At 59.2% G+C, this 17,858-nt stretch carries 21 protein-coding genes; 10 read left to right on the top strand and 11 right to left on the bottom strand.

Annotated elements, in window-relative coordinates; translation table 11 throughout:
• Positions 1 to 227: 227 nt before the first annotated feature.
• The 10 genes from udk to iscR all read right to left on the bottom strand — a co-directional run bounded on the left by udk (position 228) and on the right by iscR (position 7,428).
• On the bottom strand, positions 228 to 845 hold the full coding sequence (gene udk, locus JHD62_RS16340; RefSeq protein ID WP_199103793.1) for a uridine kinase: 618 nt from the start codon (positions 843 to 845) through the stop codon (positions 228 to 230).
• 94 nt (positions 846 to 939) lie between these two features.
• A complete protein-coding gene (locus tag JHD62_RS16335) occupies positions 940 to 1,566 on the bottom strand; it encodes a glutathione S-transferase family protein (protein WP_199103792.1) in 627 nt (208 codons plus the stop codon).
• A 195-nt stretch (positions 1,567 to 1,761) separates the two neighbouring features.
• Complete coding sequence (iscX, locus tag JHD62_RS16330) at positions 1,762 to 1,956, bottom strand: Fe-S cluster assembly protein IscX (RefSeq protein WP_045848187.1); 195 nt, start codon at positions 1,954 to 1,956, stop codon at positions 1,762 to 1,764.
• Between the two features lie 62 nt (positions 1,957 to 2,018).
• Positions 2,019 to 2,360, bottom strand: a complete 342-nt coding sequence (gene fdx / locus JHD62_RS16325) for an ISC system 2Fe-2S type ferredoxin (protein ID WP_045848186.1) — start codon at positions 2,358 to 2,360, stop codon at positions 2,019 to 2,021.
• 9 nt (positions 2,361 to 2,369) lie between these two features.
• Positions 2,370 to 4,229, bottom strand: a complete 1,860-nt coding sequence (gene hscA / locus JHD62_RS16320; protein ID WP_199103791.1) for a Fe-S protein assembly chaperone HscA — start codon at positions 4,227 to 4,229, stop codon at positions 2,370 to 2,372.
• Between the two features lie 58 nt (positions 4,230 to 4,287).
• Positions 4,288 to 4,821, bottom strand: a complete 534-nt coding sequence (gene hscB, locus JHD62_RS16315) for a Fe-S protein assembly co-chaperone HscB (RefSeq protein ID WP_199103790.1) — start codon at positions 4,819 to 4,821, stop codon at positions 4,288 to 4,290.
• 79 nt (positions 4,822 to 4,900) lie between these two features.
• Positions 4,901 to 5,224, bottom strand: coding sequence for an iron-sulfur cluster assembly protein IscA (gene iscA, locus JHD62_RS16310; protein WP_045848183.1), 324 nt, complete (start codon positions 5,222 to 5,224; stop codon positions 4,901 to 4,903).
• A 12-nt stretch (positions 5,225 to 5,236) separates the two neighbouring features.
• Entirely contained in the window at positions 5,237 to 5,620 is a 384-nt protein-coding gene (iscU, locus tag JHD62_RS16305; protein WP_059286360.1) for a Fe-S cluster assembly scaffold IscU, read from the bottom strand.
• A 68-nt stretch (positions 5,621 to 5,688) separates the two neighbouring features.
• Positions 5,689 to 6,906, bottom strand: a complete 1,218-nt coding sequence (locus tag JHD62_RS16300) for an IscS subfamily cysteine desulfurase (protein WP_045848181.1) — start codon at positions 6,904 to 6,906, stop codon at positions 5,689 to 5,691.
• A 27-nt stretch (positions 6,907 to 6,933) separates the two neighbouring features.
• Positions 6,934 to 7,428 (bottom strand): Fe-S cluster assembly transcriptional regulator IscR, encoded by a 495-nt coding sequence (gene iscR, locus JHD62_RS16295; RefSeq protein WP_045848180.1) that lies wholly within the window; start codon positions 7,426 to 7,428, stop codon positions 6,934 to 6,936.
• A gap of 349 nt (positions 7,429 to 7,777) precedes the next feature.
• Here iscR and JHD62_RS16290 point away from each other — a divergent pair, with 349 nt between their 5' ends.
• From JHD62_RS16290 to JHD62_RS16265, 6 genes are all read left to right on the top strand, one after another.
• Positions 7,778 to 8,899 (top strand): beta-ketoacyl-ACP synthase III, encoded by a 1,122-nt coding sequence (locus tag JHD62_RS16290; protein WP_199103801.1) that lies wholly within the window; start codon positions 7,778 to 7,780, stop codon positions 8,897 to 8,899.
• Between the two features lie 174 nt (positions 8,900 to 9,073).
• Positions 9,074 to 10,672, top strand: a complete 1,599-nt coding sequence (locus JHD62_RS16285; protein ID WP_199103789.1) for an ABC transporter substrate-binding protein — start codon at positions 9,074 to 9,076, stop codon at positions 10,670 to 10,672.
• Positions 10,673 to 11,106: 434 nt separating this feature from the next.
• Positions 11,107 to 12,135, top strand: a complete 1,029-nt coding sequence (locus JHD62_RS16280; RefSeq protein ID WP_199103788.1) for an ABC transporter permease subunit — start codon at positions 11,107 to 11,109, stop codon at positions 12,133 to 12,135.
• 17 nt (positions 12,136 to 12,152) lie between these two features.
• Positions 12,153 to 13,076, top strand: coding sequence for an ABC transporter permease subunit (locus JHD62_RS16275; protein ID WP_193394093.1), 924 nt, complete (start codon positions 12,153 to 12,155; stop codon positions 13,074 to 13,076).
• Positions 13,077 to 13,086: 10 nt separating this feature from the next.
• On the top strand, positions 13,087 to 14,058 hold the full coding sequence (locus JHD62_RS16270; protein WP_199103787.1) for an ABC transporter ATP-binding protein: 972 nt from the start codon (positions 13,087 to 13,089) through the stop codon (positions 14,056 to 14,058).
• Positions 14,058 to 15,029: a peptide ABC transporter ATP-binding protein gene (locus JHD62_RS16265; RefSeq protein WP_199103786.1), complete on the top strand. Its 972-nt coding sequence runs from the start codon at positions 14,058 to 14,060 to the stop codon at positions 15,027 to 15,029. Before JHD62_RS16270 ends, JHD62_RS16265 begins: the two co-directional genes overlap by 1 nt.
• A gap of 17 nt (positions 15,030 to 15,046) precedes the next feature.
• Here the strand turns inward: JHD62_RS16265 and JHD62_RS16260 are convergent, their stop codons facing one another.
• Positions 15,047 to 15,196 (bottom strand): hypothetical protein, encoded by a 150-nt coding sequence (locus tag JHD62_RS16260; RefSeq protein WP_199103785.1) that lies wholly within the window; start codon positions 15,194 to 15,196, stop codon positions 15,047 to 15,049.
• A 12-nt stretch (positions 15,197 to 15,208) separates the two neighbouring features.
• Between JHD62_RS16260 and coaD the strand changes: the two genes are divergently transcribed.
• The 4 genes from coaD (at position 15,209) to trxA (ending at position 17,667) form a co-directional block, all read left to right on the top strand.
• Entirely contained in the window at positions 15,209 to 15,733 is a 525-nt protein-coding gene (gene coaD, locus JHD62_RS16255; RefSeq protein WP_199103784.1) for a pantetheine-phosphate adenylyltransferase, read from the top strand.
• Positions 15,734 to 15,850: 117 nt separating this feature from the next.
• Positions 15,851 to 16,801: a class I SAM-dependent methyltransferase gene (locus tag JHD62_RS16250; protein ID WP_199103783.1), complete on the top strand. Its 951-nt coding sequence runs from the start codon at positions 15,851 to 15,853 to the stop codon at positions 16,799 to 16,801.
• Between the two features lie 16 nt (positions 16,802 to 16,817).
• Positions 16,818 to 17,150, top strand: a complete 333-nt coding sequence (locus tag JHD62_RS16245) for a 5-carboxymethyl-2-hydroxymuconate Delta-isomerase (protein ID WP_199103782.1) — start codon at positions 16,818 to 16,820, stop codon at positions 17,148 to 17,150.
• A 154-nt stretch (positions 17,151 to 17,304) separates the two neighbouring features.
• The gene (gene trxA, locus JHD62_RS16240; protein WP_045848204.1) at positions 17,305 to 17,667 is read left to right on the top strand and encodes a thioredoxin; all 363 of its coding nucleotides are present in this window, start codon (positions 17,305 to 17,307) and stop codon (positions 17,665 to 17,667) included.
• Positions 17,668 to 17,858 lie beyond the last annotated feature (191 nt).

Raw genomic sequence — 17,858 nt, 5'->3', positions numbered from 1 at the left:
CTGGGCCACGAGGTGCGAGAGGCAGGGAAACGGCAGCAGAGGGCGTGACGGCAGGTGAGGAGGAGATTGTTGCATTGCCGCATGCAGTGGGTGGTGACTGTCACCGTTGGCGATGACAGCCCGGCATTCACCACCCCGAAATGGATGGAAGGTCGGCACCTGGAGCGGCTACAAAGATCGTACTGTCCTTCTGGCAGGGCCAGCAGCAGGGATTTTGTTAGTGCCTGTTAACTGTTGATCAGACTGGCTACCTTGGTGGTGATGATGTCCACCGCCGGGTCGTTGGCACCGTGCGGCAGAATCACATCGGCAAAACGTTTGGTCGGTTCGATGAACTGATTGTGCATGGGGCGTACGGTGGCCAGATAGTGTTCGATCACATGGTCTACTGTGCGGCCACGCTCACGGATATCACGTTGCAGTCGGCGGATGAAGCGTACGTCCGGGTCGGTATCCACGAAGATTTTCAGCGACATCATGTCGCGCAGCGCGGCATCGTACAGCGGGAACAAACCCTCGATCACGATGACCGGTGCCGGTTTCACCGTAATGGTTTCGGCGGCGCGGGTGTGATTGGTGAAGTCATACACCGGCATGTCAATGGCACGCCCGGCCAGCAAGTCTTCAATGTGCTCGATCAGCAAGGGCCAGTCGAAGGCATGCGGGTGATCGTAATTGGTGGCGAGGCGCTGTTCGAAGGTGAGATGGGCCTGGTCCCGGTAGTAGTAGTCCTGCACGATGACTGCCGCCATGTCCGGGCCTACGGTTTCCAGTACCTTGGCGGTGACCGTGGTCTTGCCGCTGCCGCTGCCGCCGGCAACGCCAATGATGAACGGGGTAGTCATGCTGTGAACCTCTTGCTGCGCGAAGGCATGAAAAAAACGCGCCATTCTAATGAGTTATGGCGCGTTGTTCCATCAGAAATGCGGCATTTCCGGCCTATTGTGCTTCCGCCCTGGCTGCAGCATGCCATTCCTGCATGGCCGGCAGTTGCTGCATGTGTCTGACATAGTCGGCAGCATGGCCGCCAAGCGCGACATGGTAGCTGACAAAGCGCCACACTACCGGGGCGAAGAAGGCGTCGGCAATGGTGAAGTGGCCAAACAGGAAGGGGCCGTTATGCTGGTTTTGCTGACGCAGGCCTTCCCACAGGCTGATGATGCGGTCGATGTCTGCCTGGGCGGCTGCGCTGGGTGCAAAGCCTGCGTTGTCGGCACAGACATTCATCGGCAGCTCGCTGCGCAAGGCCTGAAAGCCGCTGTGCATTTCCGCCACGGCAGAGCGCGCCACGGCACGGCTGGCGATGTCATCCGGCCACAGCCCGGCGGCCGGGAAACAGTCGGCCAGGTATTCGCAGATAGCCAGGCTGTCGGTGATGCGCAGTTGCTGGTCGATCAGCAGCGGAACCTTGCCGGCCGGGTTGCAGGCCAGAATGCGGGCCTTGCTGTCGCTGGCGGTGAGGTCGATGTGTTTTTCTTCGAAAGGTTCGCCCAGCATTTTCAGTACCAGCCAGGGACGCAGCGACCAGGATGAAAGGTTTTTGTTGCCGATGATCAGGGTAAACATGGTTCAGACTCCATGACGGCACCACCAGGACATGGCGGCAGGGTAGGGGGATGAACCATCTTATAGCAGGCTGTCATGGGCAGCCAGCGTGACGGGGAGTGGGTTGCGGGGAGTGGGGAGTGGGGAGTGGCGTGGGGCAATGAATAAGCCCGGCATGGCCGGGCTTTGCGGTATCGGTGTTACATGGCGCGGCGCTTATTCGGCCTCGTCGATCCAGGCTTGCTGGATGGCCTCCAGCACGCGCTCGCCGCCACGGCTGTGGTCGTCGTTGAAGTCGGGCAGCGCCACAACCCAGTTGTGCAGGTCGACAAAGCGCACGGTCTTGGGGTCGACATCGGGGTAGGTTTCCACCAGTTCGATGGCGATGTCGTTAACGTCGGTCCATTTCATTGTGTTCTCCTGCAAGCTCCGTCCGGCAACGGGTTTGATCCAGCTTGCCGGAGGCGGGGGTCTTAGTGATGTTCGCGGGCGTGGTTGATGGTGTAGCGCGGAATCTCCACCACCAGGTCTTCCTCGCCGATCACAGCCTGGCAAGACAGGCGGGACTGAGCTTCCAGCCCCCAGGCCTTGTCCAGCATGTCTTCTTCCAGCTCGTCCGCTTCGTTCAGCGAATCGAAACCTTCACGCACGATGCAGTGACAGGTGGTGCAGGCACAGGACAGCTCGCAGGCGTGTTCGATTTCGATATCGTGTTCCAGCAGTACTTCACAGATGTTCTTGCCGGTTTCGGCGTCGTCGATCACCGCGCCTTCGGGGCAGAGGTCGGCGTGGGGCAGCACAATCAGGCGTGGCATGGGTTGTCCTTATAGCTCGGCAATGTTCTGGCCCTTGAGTGCGCGCTGGATGTTGCGGTCCATGCGGCGGGCGGCAAAGTCTTCGGTGGCCTTGTTCAGGCGATGGGTGGCCTGGTTGACCGCCAGCGTGGTCTGGCTGGCGACGGCGGCTTGCAGTTCGTCCAGCACCAGGCGGATGGCGGTGGTTTCGTCGGCGGACAGCAGGTCGCCGTCAATCTGCAAGGCGGTGAGGGTGGCATCGCGCAGGCTGTCTGCATCGACAATGGCCTCGCGCAGCTTGCGTGCCTCGATATCGTCCTGCACATGGGCAAGCGAGTCGCTCAGCATCTGGCTGATGGCGTCGTCGGACAGGCCGTAGGACGGTTTGACTTCGATGCTGGCTTCCACACCGCTGGTCATTTCGCGGGCAGATACTGCCAGCAGGCCGTCTGCATCAACCTGGAAGGTAATGCGGATGCGGGCGGCACCGGCCACCATGGGCGGAATGCCGCGCAGCACGAATTGCGCCAGACTGCGGCAGTCAGCCACCAGTTCGCGCTCACCTTGCAGCACATGGATGGACATGGCGGTCTGGCCATCCTTGAAGGTGGTAAACTCCTGCGCCCGCGCTACCGGGATGGTGCTGTTGCGCGGGATGATCTTTTCGGTCAGGCCGCCCATGGTTTCGATGCCCAGCGACAGCGGAATCACGTCCAGCAGCAGCCATTCGTCCTCGCCCTTGTTACCGGCCAGCACATTGGCCTGGATGGCGGCACCCAGTGCCACCACCTTGTCCGGGTCAAGATTGGTCAGCGGTGGCTGGCCAAAGAAATCAGCCACGGCTTTCTGGATGTGCGGCATGCGGGTGGCACCGCCCACCATCACCACGCCCTTGACGTCGTCGGCTGTGATGTCGGCGTCGCGCAGTGCCTTGCGGACCGGCAGCAGGGTTTTGTCCACCAGGGTTTTGGTGATGCGGCGGAAGGTATCCTGATCCAGCGTCAGGTCGATGGCATGGCCATCGGACAAAATGGCGGTGATGCGGGTGTCGCTGTGTTCGGTCAGCGCTTCCTTGGCCTCGCGGGCGCGGGTCAGCAGCAGACGGGTGTCCTGAGCCGACAGGCCGTGCAGGTCGGCCTGTTCCAGAATCCAGCAATACACGCGGTGGTCGAAGTCGTCGCCGCCCAGCGCCGAGTCGCCGCTGGTGGCCAGCACTTCAAACACGCCACGGGTGAGTTTGAGGATGGAAATGTCGAAAGTGCCACCGCCCAGGTCGTACACCACATAAGTGCCTTCGGCACCGTTATCCAGCCCGTAGGCAATGGCGGCGGCAGTAGGTTCGTTCAGCAGGCGCAGTACGGTCAGGCCGGCGAGGCGGGCTGCATCCTTGGTGGCCTGCCGCTGGGCGTCGTCAAAATAAGCCGGGACGGTAATCACTGCGCCGGTCAACTCGCCCCCCAGGCTGGCTTCGGCACGCAGGGTGAGCGCGCGCAGGATATCGGCAGAAACTTCAACCGGGCTTTTCACCCCGGCGGCGGTATGCAGTTGCACCATACCGGGGGCGTCGACAAAACGGTAGGGCAGGCTGCCGGCGTCCTTGATGTCGGACAGGCCACGGCCCATGAAGCGTTTTACCGAGGTGATGGTATTGTGCGGGTCATGGTTCTGCTGGCGCTGGGCGTCATAGCCCACAGTGACCGAGCCATCATCCTGGTAACGCACCACGGAGGGCAGCAGGCTGCGGCCGAATTCATCGGACAGTACGGTGGCAGAACCACTCCTTACCGTGGCCACCAGTGAGTTGGTGGTGCCAAGGTCTATCCCGACAGCAAGTCGATGCTGGTGAGGGGCGGCGGACAGGCCGGGTTCTGCGATTTGTAGTAGAGCCATGACGGAATCTTTATTGTTGTCGCGTGAGCGTTAACATCAGGTGCACAGGGATGGCGGTTCAGCCCAGCAGGGTTTCAATGGCGTCGCCGATTTCCTGGTCCAGTTTTTCCAGAAAGCGCAATTTTCGCACCATCAGGGCGGCGGCGTCCAAATCGCCCGCTTCATCCAGTGCGCTGGCCAGTTCCGCTACCAGCGTGCGGTTTTCCTGGCGCAAGCTGGCGGACAGGGCTTCCAGTGCCTCGACATTGCTGTCGCCCTGCGCTTCTTCAATGTTTTCGCGCCATTCCATTTGTGCCATCAGGAAATCCACCGGCATGCTGGTGTTGGTTTCTTCCTGGGTGTCGCGGCCTTGCAGGGCCAGCAGGTAGCGGGCGCGGCGCAGCGGGCTTTTCAGGGTTTGATAGGCTTCGTTCACCCGGGTGGCCTGCATCAGCGCCATGCGTTTTTCCGCATCGGGGCTGCTGGCGTAACGGTCTGGATGGACGGCGGCGGCGGCGGCGCGCCAGGATTGTTCGAGTTGCTGGCTATCCAGCACAAAGCGGCGCGGCAGGCCGAACAGCTGAAAGAAGTCCTGGGAAAATTCGGTAGTCATGGCCTTGGGCTACGGGACTGCAGGGTGACAACCGGGCCGCCACTGGTGGCAGCCCGGCGCAGGTGGGCTAGTCTGGCAATCAGACGTTGAAGCTTTCGCCACAACCACATTCGTTCTTGACGTTGGGGTTGTTGAACTTGAAGCCTTCGTTCAGCCCTTCCTTGGTGTAGTCCAGTTCGGTGCCATCCAGGTAGGCCAGGCTTTTGGCATCGGTGAATACCGTCACGCCATGGCTTTCGAAGGTGATGTCGTCATCGGTGGCGGCATCAACAAACTCCAGCTTGTAAGCCATGCCGGAGCAGCCGGAGGTTTTCACCCCCAGACGGATGCCCAGGCCCTTGCCACGTTTGGCAATGAACTGGCTGACGTGATTGGCTGCACTAGCAGAAAGGGTGATGGCCATGTCCGAAGCTCCTTACTTGCCGTGTTTTTGCTTGTAGTCGCTCACTGCGGCCTTGATGGCGTCTTCTGCCAGGATGGAGCAGTGAATCTTTACCGGCGGCAGGGCCAGTTCTTCGGCAATGGCGGTGTTCTTGATGGCCATGGCTTCATCCAGCGACTTGCCCTTGACCCATTCGGTCACCAGGGAAGACGAGGCAATGGCCGAGCCGCAGCCGTAGGTCTTGAACTTGGCGTCTTCAATCACGCCATCGGCGTTTACCTTGATCTGCAGCTTCATCACGTCGCCACAGGCCGGTGCGCCCACCATGCCGGTACCGACGCTATCATCACCCTTTTCGAACGAGCCCACGTTACGCGGGTTTTCGTAGTGATCCATCAGTTTGTCGCTGTATGCCATGACTCTCTCTCCTGCTGGCGGGAGCCCGGCTATCCTGAGCCAGTTACTCCCGCAAAATCATTGATAGTTCAGTGGGCGGCCCACTGTACCGAATTCAGGTCGACGCCTTCCTTGAACATTTCCCACAGCGGGGACAGTTCGCGCAATTTGCCGATTTTATCTTTCAACAGCGCAATGGCGAAGTCGATTTCTTCTTCGGTGGTGAAGCGGCCCAGGGTAAAGCGGATGGAGCTGTGTGCCATTTCGTCGTTGCGGCCCAGGGCGCGCAGCACGTAGGACGGCTCCAGCGAAGCCGAGGTACAGGCCGAACCGCTGGAAACCGCCAGGTCCTTGATGGCCATGATCAGGCTTTCACCTTCAACAAAGTTGAAGCTGACATTGAGGTTGTGCGGTACACGCTGGTCGATGTCGCCGTTGATGTACACCTCTTCCATGTCCTTGATGCCGTTCCACAGGCGGTCACGCAGCATGCGGATGCGTTCGCTCTCGCTGTCCATTTCTTCACGGGCCAGGCGGAAGGCTTCGCCCATGCCGACAATCTGGTGCGTCGGCAGGGTGCCGGAGCGGAAACCGCGCTCATGGCCACCGCCGTGCATCTGGGCTTCCAGACGGACGCGCGGCTTGCGACGCACATACAGTGCACCGATACCCTTGGGACCGTAGGCCTTGTGGGCCGACAGGCTCATCAGGTCCACTTTCAGCACATTCATGTCCATCTTCACCTTGCCCGGTGCCTGAGTGGCGTCCACGTGGAAGATGATGCCTTTTTCACGGCAGATTTCGCCGATTTGCGGAATGTCCTGGATCACGCCGATTTCATTGTTGACGTACATCACCGACACCAGAATGGTGTCCGGACGGATGGCCGCCTTGAATTCTTCAATGTCGATCAGGCCGTTTTCCTGCACCCCCAGATAAGTCACCTCGAAGCCCTGGCGTTCCAGCTCGCGACAGGTATCCAGCACCGCCTTGTGTTCGGTCTTGACGGTGATGATGTGCTTGCCCTTGCTCTTGTAGAACTGGGCGGCGCCCTTGATGGCCAGGTTGTCAGACTCGGTGGCACCGGAGGTCCAGACAATTTCCTTGGGGTCGGCATTCAAAAGCTTGGCCACTTCTGCCCGCGCATTCTCTACCGCCTCTTCCGCCGTCCAGCCAAAGCTGTGGCTACGCGAGGCCGGGTTGCCGAACTGCTCGGTCAGATAGGGAATCATCTTGGCGGCAACACGGGGATCAACCGGGGTAGTAGCGGAATAGTCGAGGTAGATGGGAAGCTTGAGCTGACTCATTATCAATTCTCCGGGGATGCGGTGCGCTTACAGTGCGCTGGAGGCGGAGGCAGTCATACGGGGGCTGCTTTCGCGCTTGTCCTGCATTACATTGTTTTCTTTGGCCGCTGCTTCCTTGGCGCGCTGCTTTTCAACCAGGCTGCCCAGGGTGACCTTGGCCAGGTAGTCGAAAATGGTGGCGTTCAGGTTGGTCCACAAGTCGTGGGTCATGCAGCGGTGATTGTCGTGACAGTTTTCGCGGCCGCCGCACTGGGTGGCATCAACCGGCTCGTCCACGGCGGCAATGATGTCGGCCACGGAAATATCGGCAGGGATGCGAGCCAGGGTATAACCGCCGCCAGGGCCGCGTACGCTGTCTACCAGTTCGGAACGGCGCAGTTTGCCGAACAACTGTTCCAGGTAGGAAAGGGAAATGCTCTGGCGCTCGCTGATGCCGGCCAGGGTTACCGGGCCATTGGCTTCACGCATGGCCAGGTCCAGCATGGCGGTAACCGCAAAGCGGCCTTTGGTAGTGAGACGCATGTTTTTTACTCCGGTGGGTGGTTAAGCTGATTATACCCAATTCCCGACTAATTTTGTCAACTATTAATCGCGCATCTGTTGTGCGCCAAGCGGACAGAAACATGCTGCATGCGTCGGGCCAGAAGCAGCTGGACAAAGGCAAAGTTGAGCATTTTACTAGGTTTATCAAGAGCCGGGGGCTTTAATTGCAGGGCAGCGCGCAGCTTGGTGTATCATTCAAGCAAACGCCCGTTTACATGGGTGCCATCACAGGTACCGCCTGTTGCATGTGGACATTGGTGTGCGCTGGCACGCGCGCAGTGCCGGTCACTTGCCACTGGCGGTGTCTTTGTCAGAGAGAGACAGGGAAATGAAGAAAGTGGTCATCAGCGGCTCCGGCTTGTTCACGCCGCCGCACGCTGTCAGCAACGAAGAACTGGTCGTCGCCTTCAATCAATATGTTGCCAGCTGGAATGCGGCACATGCGGCTGAAATTACCGCCGGAACCGTGGCGGCGCTGGCCGAGTCCAGTGCTGAATTCATCGAGAAGGCATCCGGCATCAAGCAGCGTTTCCTGATGGACAAGGACGGGGTGCTGGACCCGGCGCGCATGACGCCTTACCTGCCCGAGCGCAGCAATGATGTGTTGTCCATCCAGGCAGAGATGGGCGTTGCCGCGGCTACGGCCGCGCTGGCGCAGGCTGGCAAGACCGCTGCTGATATCGACATGGTGCTGGTGGCATGCTCCAACATGCAGCGTCCCTACCCGGCGGTGTCCATTGAAATCCAGCAGGCGCTGGGCGTGCAGGGCTATGCCTTCGATATGAATGTGGCCTGCTCGTCTGCTACCTTCGGCATCCAGACTGCGGTGAATGCCATCCAGAGCGGCCAGGCGCGCGCCGTGCTGGTGATCAGCCCGGAAATCTGCTCGGCCCACCTCAACTTCCGCGACCGCGACAGCCATTTCATTTTTGGTGATGCCTGCACCGCGCTGGTGCTGGAAGCTGCCGAATCGGCCACCTCGTCCGAGCAGTTCGAGATTCTGGGTACCCGTCTGGCTACCGTGTTTTCCAACAATATCCGCAATAACTTCGGCTTTTTGAACCGTTGTGACGAGCAGGGGATTGGTCAGGTCGACAAACTGTTTGTGCAGCAGGGCCGCAAGGTATTCAAGGAAGTATGTCCGATGGTGGGCGAGCATATCGTGCAGCATCTGGAAAGCCTGGATATCCAGCCGCAGCAGGTCAGCCGCTTCTGGCTGCATCAGGCCAATCTGGCGATGAATCAGCTGATAGCCCGTCGCGTGCTGGGGCGTGATGCCACCGAGCAGGAAGCCCCGGTCATTCTGGACCGCTACGCCAATACCAGCTCGGCCGGTTCCATCATCGCATTCCATTTGCGACGAGCTGGTATGAGCAAAGGTAATGTCGGCGTGATTTCGTCCTTTGGCGCGGGCTACTCGGTGGGCAGTATTGTGGTTAAAAAGTGCTAGTTTTTGCCCTTGTCGGCCTGCCTCAGGAAGCATAAAAGCGAAAATGAGGCAGGATGCTTGTCAAACCAGACCTCTCTGCCTAATGTATTCCACCAATGCAGACCCACAAGGTTTGCTGTGAGATACAGAAGATCGAACAAGACACAAAGTCGTACACAAGGAAAAGGAAAAACAATGCAAGCTGCAAAGAAAATGCTGCTGGCCGCCGGCCTGATCGCCTCGGCCTCGATGGCTGCACAAGCTGCAGGAACGCTCGTATATTGCTCCGAGGGCAGCCCGGCGGGTTTCGACCCGGGTCAGTACACCACGGGTACCGACTTTGATGCCTCTGCCGAAACCGTATTCAACCGCCTGGTACAATTCCAGCGCGGCGGTACCAAGGTGGTACCGGGCTTGGCTGAGAAATGGGATGTGGCTGCCGATGGCCTGTCCTACACCTTCCATCTGCGCAAGGGCGTGAAGATTCAGACCACTGACTACTTCAAGCCGACGCGCGACTTCAATGCGGACGACGTGGTGTTCACCTTCGACCGCATGCTCAACAAGAACAACGCCTTCCGCAAGGCTTATCCGACCGAATTCCCGTATTTCACCGATATGGGCATGGATGAGAACATCACCAAGGTGGAAAAGCTGGATGCCAATACCGTCAAGTTCACCTTGAAGAGCATCGACGCGGCTTTCCTGCAGAACCTGGCGATGAGCTTTGCCTCCATCCAGTCGGCCGAATATGCCGACAAGCTGTTGAAGGCAGGCACCCCGCAGCTGATCAACCAGCAACCGGTTGGTACCGGCCCCTTCATTTTCAAGCGCTACCAGAAGGATTCCCAGATCCGCTTTGCTGCCAACAAGCAGTACTGGGACAAGGCGGATGGCCCGAAAGTGGATAACCTGGTGTTTGCCATCACCACCGACCCGTCCGTGCGCTACCAGAAGCTGAAGGCTGGCGAGTGCCAGATTACCGCTTACCCGCGTCCGACCGATATCGCCGCGATGAAGGCCGACAGCAAGCTGAACGTGATTTCCCAAGCCGGCTTCAACCTGGGCTACCTGGCCTACAACGTGAAGCACAAGCCGCTGGAAAAACTGGAAGTGCGTCAGGCGCTGGACATGGCTGTCAACAAGAAAGCCATCATCGACGCGGTGTATCAGGGTGCTGGCCAGGCTGCCACCAACCCGATGCCGCCGACCCAGTGGTCCTACAACAAGAGCCTGAAGGATGCGCCGTACAGCGTGGAAAAAGCCAAGGCCCTGCTGGCCAAGGCTGGCTACCCGAACGGCTTCGATATCACCCTGTGGGCGATGCCGGTACAGCGTCCGTACAACCCCAATGCCAAGCTGATGGCCGAAATGGTACAGGCTGACTGGGCCAAGATCGGCGTCAAGGCCAAGATCACCACCTACGAATGGGGTGAGTACATCAAGCGCGCCAAGGCTGGCGAGCACGATGCCATGCTGATTGGCTGGACCGGTGACAACGGTGATCCGGACAACTGGCTGGGCACCCAGCTGGGCTGCGAAGCCATGAACGGCAACAACTTTGCCAAGTGGTGCTACAAGCCGTTTGAAGACCTGCTGCAAAAAGCCAAGCGCACCACCAATGTGGCCGAGCGCACCAAGCTGTACATGAAGGCACAGGAAATCTACAAACAGCAGCTGCCTTTCACCACCATTGCCCACTCCACCGTGGTACAGCCGATGTCCAAGTCGGTGGTTGGCTTCAAGGTCAGCCCGTTCGGCCTGAACTCCTTCTACGGCGTCAGCGTCAAGTAAGCAAGTCCGACCTCCTTGCCAGGAGGTCTTTGGCATCGGGGGCGCAAGCCCCCGATGTTTTGCATGAAACACTACCGTATCCTGTCATCAGAACAAGAGCGGTGGCGCCGGCAGGGCTGGCCATGCAGCATCGGCAGTACATACCGGAAGTGATACAGTCTTGCGCCATCACCACATGGCGACAGGCTTGACCTGCATCAAAGGCATGCTTGCCGCCGGGTGATATCGTTCACTCCGTCGCGGCGAAGGCGTAGCTGATGTAGGTGGGTGGTTCAGCTGGCGTCTTCGGCCCGACACCTCCACGCTTCCCTTCTGCTGTCCTGCTGCTTTTTCCTTGCCGGTTTTCATGACATTCCCATCCACGATCTGGGTCTGAAATAAAGGTGTCCGTCTGCCATGCTGTAAAGCAGGCCGGATACACGGGAGAAGTACGTATGTTGTCTTTCATTTTCCGCAGACTGGGTTTGCTGATTCCCACGTTCTTCGGCATTACCTTGCTCACCTTCGGCCTTATCCGCATGATCCCCGGCGACCCGGTGGAAGTCATGGTGGGTGAGCGCACACTCGACCCGCAAATGCATGCAGATGCCATGCACCGCCTGGGGCTGGACAAGCCGCTGTACGCGCAGTATGTCGATTACATCGGCAATTTGCTGCATGGCAATCTGGGTGAGTCGCTGGTGACCAAAACCAGCGTGTGGACCGAGTTCAAAACCCTGTTCCCCGCCACGCTGGAACTGGCACTGGCCGCCATGGTTTTTGCCGTGGTGTTCGGTCTGCTGGCCGGGGTGATTGCCGCCATCAAGCGTGGCTCCATTTTTGACCATGGCGTGATGGGCATTTCGCTCACCGGCTTTTCCATGCCGATTTTCTGGTGGGGCCTGATCCTCATCATGTTCTTCTCGGTCAAACTGGGCTGGACGCCGGTTTCCGGGCGGCTGGATCTGGCCTTTGACATCACGCCGCGCACCGGTTTCATGCTGATCGACACCTGGCTGGCCGAAGCGGCCGATCCGTCCGCCAATGCCGGTGCCTTCAAGGATGCGCTGATGCATCTGATCCTGCCGGCCATCGTGCTGGGTACCATTCCGCTGGCGGTGATTGCACGGATGACCCGTTCTTCCATGCTGGAAGTGCTGCGTGAAGACTATGTGCGTACCGCACGGGCCAAGGGCCTGTCCCCGGCGCGGGTGATTTTTGTCCACACCCTGCGCAATGCGCTGATTCCGGTGCTGACGGTGATCGGCCTGCAAGTGGGCACGCTGATGGGTGGTGCGGTGCTGACCGAAACCATCTTCTCCTGGCCCGGTATCGGCAAGTGGCTGATCGACGCCATCAGCCGCCGTGACTACCCGGTGGTGCAGAACGGCATCCTGATCGTGGCCACGCTGGTGATCATCACCAACTTCATCGTGGACATTCTGTACGGTGTTGCCAACCCGCGCATCCGTCACGCCAAATAACGCTTGCAGGTATCGTCATGACTAATGCAAACATGCAGAACGCTGCCGTGCCCGCTGAAGATGCGGCAGTCAACTATCCCTCGCCACTCAAGGAGTTCTGGCAGGGCTTTTCCTATAACAAGGGCGCGGTTGCCGGCCTGATCTTCATGAGCATCGTGGTGCTGTGTGCCGTGCTGGCCCCGCTGGTGGCACCGTACAGCCCCATCGAGCAATACCGCGATCACCTGCTGACGCCGCCGGCCTGGCTGGATGGTGGCTCCAGTGCCTTCCTGCTGGGTACCGATGAGCTGGGCCGCGACATCCTGTCGCGTCTGATTTATGGCGCACGCCTGTCGCTGTTCATCGGCCTGTGCTCGGTGCTGCTGGCCATGGTGCCGGGCGTGGTGCTGGGCCTGCTGGCGGCCTTCTTTCCCAAGGTGCTGGGCGGGGTGATCATGCGGGTGATGGACATCATGATGGCCTTGCCGTCCCTGCTGCTGGCGGTGGCCATCATGGCCATCCTGGGGCCGGGCCTGCTCAATGCCATGATTGCCATTGCCACGGTGTCCCTGCCTGCCTATGTACGGCTGACGCGTGCCTCGGCCATGACCGAACTGAACCGCGACTACGTCACCGCTTCGCGCGTGTCCGGTGCCGGCCTGTTCCGTCTGATGTTCAACACCGTGCTGCCCAACTGCATGGCTCCCTTGATCGTGCATGCCACCATGAGCTTCTCCTCGGCCATTCTGGAAATTGCCGCCCTGGGCTTTCTGGGCCTGGGCGTGCAACCGCCTACGCCGGAGTGGGGCACCATGCTGGCCTCGGCCCGTGATTACATCGAACGTGCCTGGTGGGTGGTGTCGCTGCCTGGTCTCACCATTTTGCTGTCGGTACTGGCCATCAACCTGATGGGTGACGGCCTGCGCGATGCGCTGGACCCGAAACTGAAGCGCGCCGCCTGAGGAGGGAAGTATGAGTCTGCTGGAAATCAAGAACCTCTCGGTGGAGTTCGGTTCGGAAAAAAATCCCTTCCGCGCAGTGGAAGGACTGGACCTGAGCGTCAATCAGGGCGAAATCGTCGGCATCGTCGGCGAATCCGGTTCGGGCAAGTCAGTCACCATGATGGCCATGATGGGCCTGCTGGAAGGGCAGGGCCGCATCGTGGCCGATACCCTGCAATTTGATGGCAAGAACCTGCTCACCATCTCGGCGCGCGAGCGTCGCAAGATTGTCGGCAAGGATATCGCCATGATCTTCCAGGACCCGATGACCTCGCTCAACCCCAGTTACACCGTGGGTTACCAGATCATGGAAGTGCTGAAGATCCACCAGGGCCTGCGTGGTGCCGCACTGAAGCAACGTGCGCTGGAACTGATGGAAATGGTGGAAATCCCGGCGGCGGCCAGCCGGCTGAATGCCTACCCGCACCAGTTGTCCGGTGGCATGAGCCAGCGCGTGGTGATAGCCATGGCCATTGCCTGTAATCCCAAGCTGCTGATTGCCGATGAGCCCACTACCGCGCTGGACGTAACCATCCAGGCGCAAATCATGGACTTGCTGGTCAATCTGCAGAAAAGCCAGAACATGGCTCTGATCATGATTACCCATGACCTGGCCGTGGTGGCCGAAGTGGCGCACAAGGTGGCGGTAATGTATGCAGGGCAAGTGGCGGAAATGGCCAAGGTGCCGGGTATTTTCCGCACCCCGAATCATCCGTATACCGAGGCCTTGCTCAAGTCCATTCCGGAACACAGCAAGGGCGCGCACCGCCTGTCCACCCTGCCTGGCATCGTGCCGGGACAGTACGACCGGCCAAGCGGCTGCCTGTTGTCTCCGCGCTGTCCCTATGTCCAGGACAAGTGCAAGGCCCAGCGACCGGGCCTGACCGCCATTGACGGTGGCGTTGTACGCTGCCACTACCCGATTACGGCCAAGGAGGCATGATGAGTACCGTATTGCAGGCACGGGACCTCACCCGTTATTACGATGTGGCCCAGGGTTTTCTCAAGCCGGCTGCGCAGGTGAAGGCGCTGAACGGCGTATCGTTTGAATTGCAAGCCGGCAAGACGCTGGCAGTGGTGGGCGAATCCGGCTGTGGCAAGTCCACGCTGGCCCGCCAGCTGACGCTGATCGAGCCGCCGACTTCCGGTTCGCTGCTGCTGGACGGGCAGGATGCCGCCACAGCCAGCAAGGCCGAACTGAAAGCCATGCGCACCAAGGTGCAGATGGTATTCCAGAACCCCTACGCCTCGCTCAACCCGCGCCAGAAGATCGGCACCCAGCTGGGCGAGCCGCTGGACATCAATACCAGCCTGTCCGCCAGCGAGCGTGAGGAGCGCGTGCGCGCCATGATGACGCGGGTCGGTTTGCGTCCGGAACATTACTACCGCTACCCGCACATGTTCTCCGGTGGCCAGCGCCAGCGTATCGCCATTGCCCGCGCCATGATGCTCAACCCCAAGATCGTGGTGGCAGACGAACCCACCTCGGCACTGGACGTTTCCATCCAGGCTCAGGTACTCAATCTGTTCATGGATCTGCAGGAAGAGTTCAACACCGCCTATGTATTCATCTCGCACAACCTGGCGGTGGTGGAACATGTGGCGGACGATCTGATGGTGATGTATCTGGGCCGTGCGGTGGAAGTGGGAGCCAAGGAAAAGATCTATTCCCGACCGCTGCATCCTTATACCCAGGCGCTGTTGTCGGCCACACCTTCCATTCACCCGGAAGACAGGCGCGTCAAGATCAAGATCCATGGCGAATTGCCCAGCCCGCTGAATCCGCCGTCCGGCTGCACCTTCCACAAGCGCTGCCCGTTTGCCAACGAGCGTTGCCAGCAGGAAGTGCCGGAACTGCGTGCGCTGGATGAACGCATGGTGGCTTGCCATCATGTGGAAAACATCAATAGCTGACCCATTCCGGTGCAGTTTTACTGCTGAAGGCCGGCTTTTTGTCGGCCTTTCTTGCTTCTTGCACCAGAATGTTCTGCAATCATGATGTAAATGACGCAAAACCCTACTGTTATGCCGCATTTTTGGCGCAGCGCAACAAAAATGCCTTTACCCTCCCACCACTGCACGATACAGTCGCCATGGCACACACATCCAAAGGAAAACGAGAAGTGAAAAGAGCCGTGTATGCCGGAAGTTTCGACCCGGTCACCAACGGTCACTTGTGGATGATTCGCGAAGCCGTAGAGCTGTTCGACGAACTCATCGTGGCAGTCGGCGTGAACCCGGAAAAGCACTGTACCTTCAGTGTGGACGAGCGCGTCGACATGCTGCGTGCCGTCACCCGTGGTTTCAACAAGCTGCGGGTAGATGTGTTCGAAAACCAGTTTCTGGTGAATTACGCCCAGAGCATTGGTGCCAACTACATCATTCGCGGTATTCGCACCGCCAGCGACTACGAATACGAACGCACCATGCGTTACATCAACTCCGACCTGCATCCGGACATCACCACCATTTTCCTGCTGCCACCGCGGGAATATGCCGAGGTGTCGTCCACCATGGTCAAGGGGCTGGTCGGCCCGCGCGGCTGGCAGAACATGATTCGCCAGTATCTGCCCGAGCCGGTCTACCGCAAGCTGATCGCCATGTACCAGCCTGAGTAGGCGGTCAGGCAGGACTTGCTGATGCGCGCGCCGGTCGCTTATGCTGGCGCGCGTTTTGTTTTTGTCCGAATGAATTACCCGGCAGTGCCACACCGGCTGCTGTCGCCAAGGAATGTTATGGTCGATGTCTCCGCCTTTGCCAACCGGCTGCAGAAAAATTACAAGCACTACGCCAAGTGGGCCTCCCGTCAGGGGCTGGATGCCTGGCGTGTCTACGACAAGGACGTACCGCAGTTTCCGCTGGCGGTAGACCTGTACGGTGAGCGGGTGCATCTGCAGGAGTACGACACCGGCTGGGAAATGGAAGACGCTGTCTATCAGCAATGGATAGCCGCCATCATCGCAGCCATCGCCGTAGTCACCGGCCGCGATGAATCCGCCATCACCCTGAAAAGCCGCCGTCGCCAGAAGGGCGTCAGCCAGTACGAAAAAGTGGGCAAGCTGGGCGATGACTTCATCGTGCAGGAGTTCGGCCAGCGCTTCATCGTCAATCTGGATGCCTATCTGGATACCGGCCTGTTTCTGGATCACCGCAACACCCGCAAACGCGTGCGTGAAGAAGCCGCGGGCAAGCGCTTTCTCAATCTGTTTGCCTATACCGGCAGCTTCACAGTCTACGCCGGTGCTGGTGGTGCCGTCAGCTCGGAAACTGTCGACATGTCCAATACCTATCAGGACTGGTCGCGCCGCAACTTCGAGTTGAACGGATTGGACCTCGCCCGCCATCAACTGGTACGTGCCGATGTATTCCAGTATCTGGAACAAGCCGTGGACGAGGGCAAGCAGTTCGACCTCATCGTGATGGACCCACCCACCTTCTCCAATTCCAAGAAAATGCAGGACATTCTGGACGTCCAGCGCGACCACGTCTGGCTGATCGACTACGCCATGGCGCTGCTGGCACCGGGCGGTACCCTGTACTTCTCCAATAATCTGCGCAGCTTCGTGCTGGACGAACGCCTGGCCGAGGACTACCACATCCGCGACATCAGCGGGCAGTCCGTGCCGGAAGACTTCCGCAACCGCAAGATTCACCAGTGTTACCAACTGAAAAAGAAAGCCAGCTGATATGCCGCAAGTCATCATGCAATACAGCAGTGGACTGCAGCTGGATGTCCCCGCCACCTTGCTAGCCATCAATCAGGCATTACTGGCTAGCGGCCAGTTCCAGGCAGAAGACATCAAAAGCCGGGCCATCCTGCTGCAAGACTGGCTCACTGGCACCACTCCGGGTAGCGCTCCGTTCGTGCACCTGCAACTCCATATCCTGAGCGGTCGCGACCTGCCCACACGCCAGCAACTGTCCGACAGCCTGCTACCCGTCTTGCAACAACAGATTCAAGGCCCCGCAGGTACCCAGCTTTGCGTGGAAATCTGTCAGATGGAGCGTGATAGCTACCGCAAATGTTGCTTGTAATACCGCCGGCAGAAGATGAAGGCTCACAACAGTGAGCTTTTTTTCTGCCTGAACCCGCCACAAACCGGCGCACTGCTCTTGTAAAAGCCAGCACGCATCCCATCTTGCTGCTACCACCTATATATACATGCCGGTTACCGGCAAGGAGCGCAGCATGGCCACCATCAATATCACCGGCAGCAGTTTCAATGAAACCGTCGACAAGGGCGGCATCGTCATTCTGGATTTCTGGGCCGAATGGTGTGGCCCCTGCAAAATGTTTGGCCCTACCTTTGAAGCGGCTGCGCTCAAGCACACTGATATCGTGTTCGGCAAAATCAATACCGAAGAAGAACAAGAACTGGCTGGCCATTTCCAGATCCGCTCCATTCCCACACTGATGGCTCTCAAGGACGGCATCATCGTGTTCAACCAGGCTGGCGCGATGATGCCGGCACAACTGGAAGAGCTGATCAAGGCTCTGCGTGATCTCGACATGGAAAAGGTCAAGGCAGATATCGCCGCACAAGAAGAATGATGACCGTGCTTGAACGCACGCCATGCAAAAAGCCCGGCCCAGCCGGGCTTTTTGCTGCCTGTGGCGGCGGCGAAACCAGCTTTTTGCGCCAGTTTCCCTCGTGGGTCAGCGTCAGGAAGGACGCCAGTGCGCCGCTGGCTGTGCACCCGCAGCAAAACAGTCATGAAACCTGTATTTCATAAATCATTACC

The organism is Aquitalea sp. ASV11 (assembly GCF_016429185.1).
Classification (GTDB): domain Bacteria; phylum Pseudomonadota; class Gammaproteobacteria; order Burkholderiales; family Chromobacteriaceae; genus Aquitalea; species Aquitalea pelogenes.
This window is presented reverse-complemented; position numbering and strand designations above follow the sequence as displayed.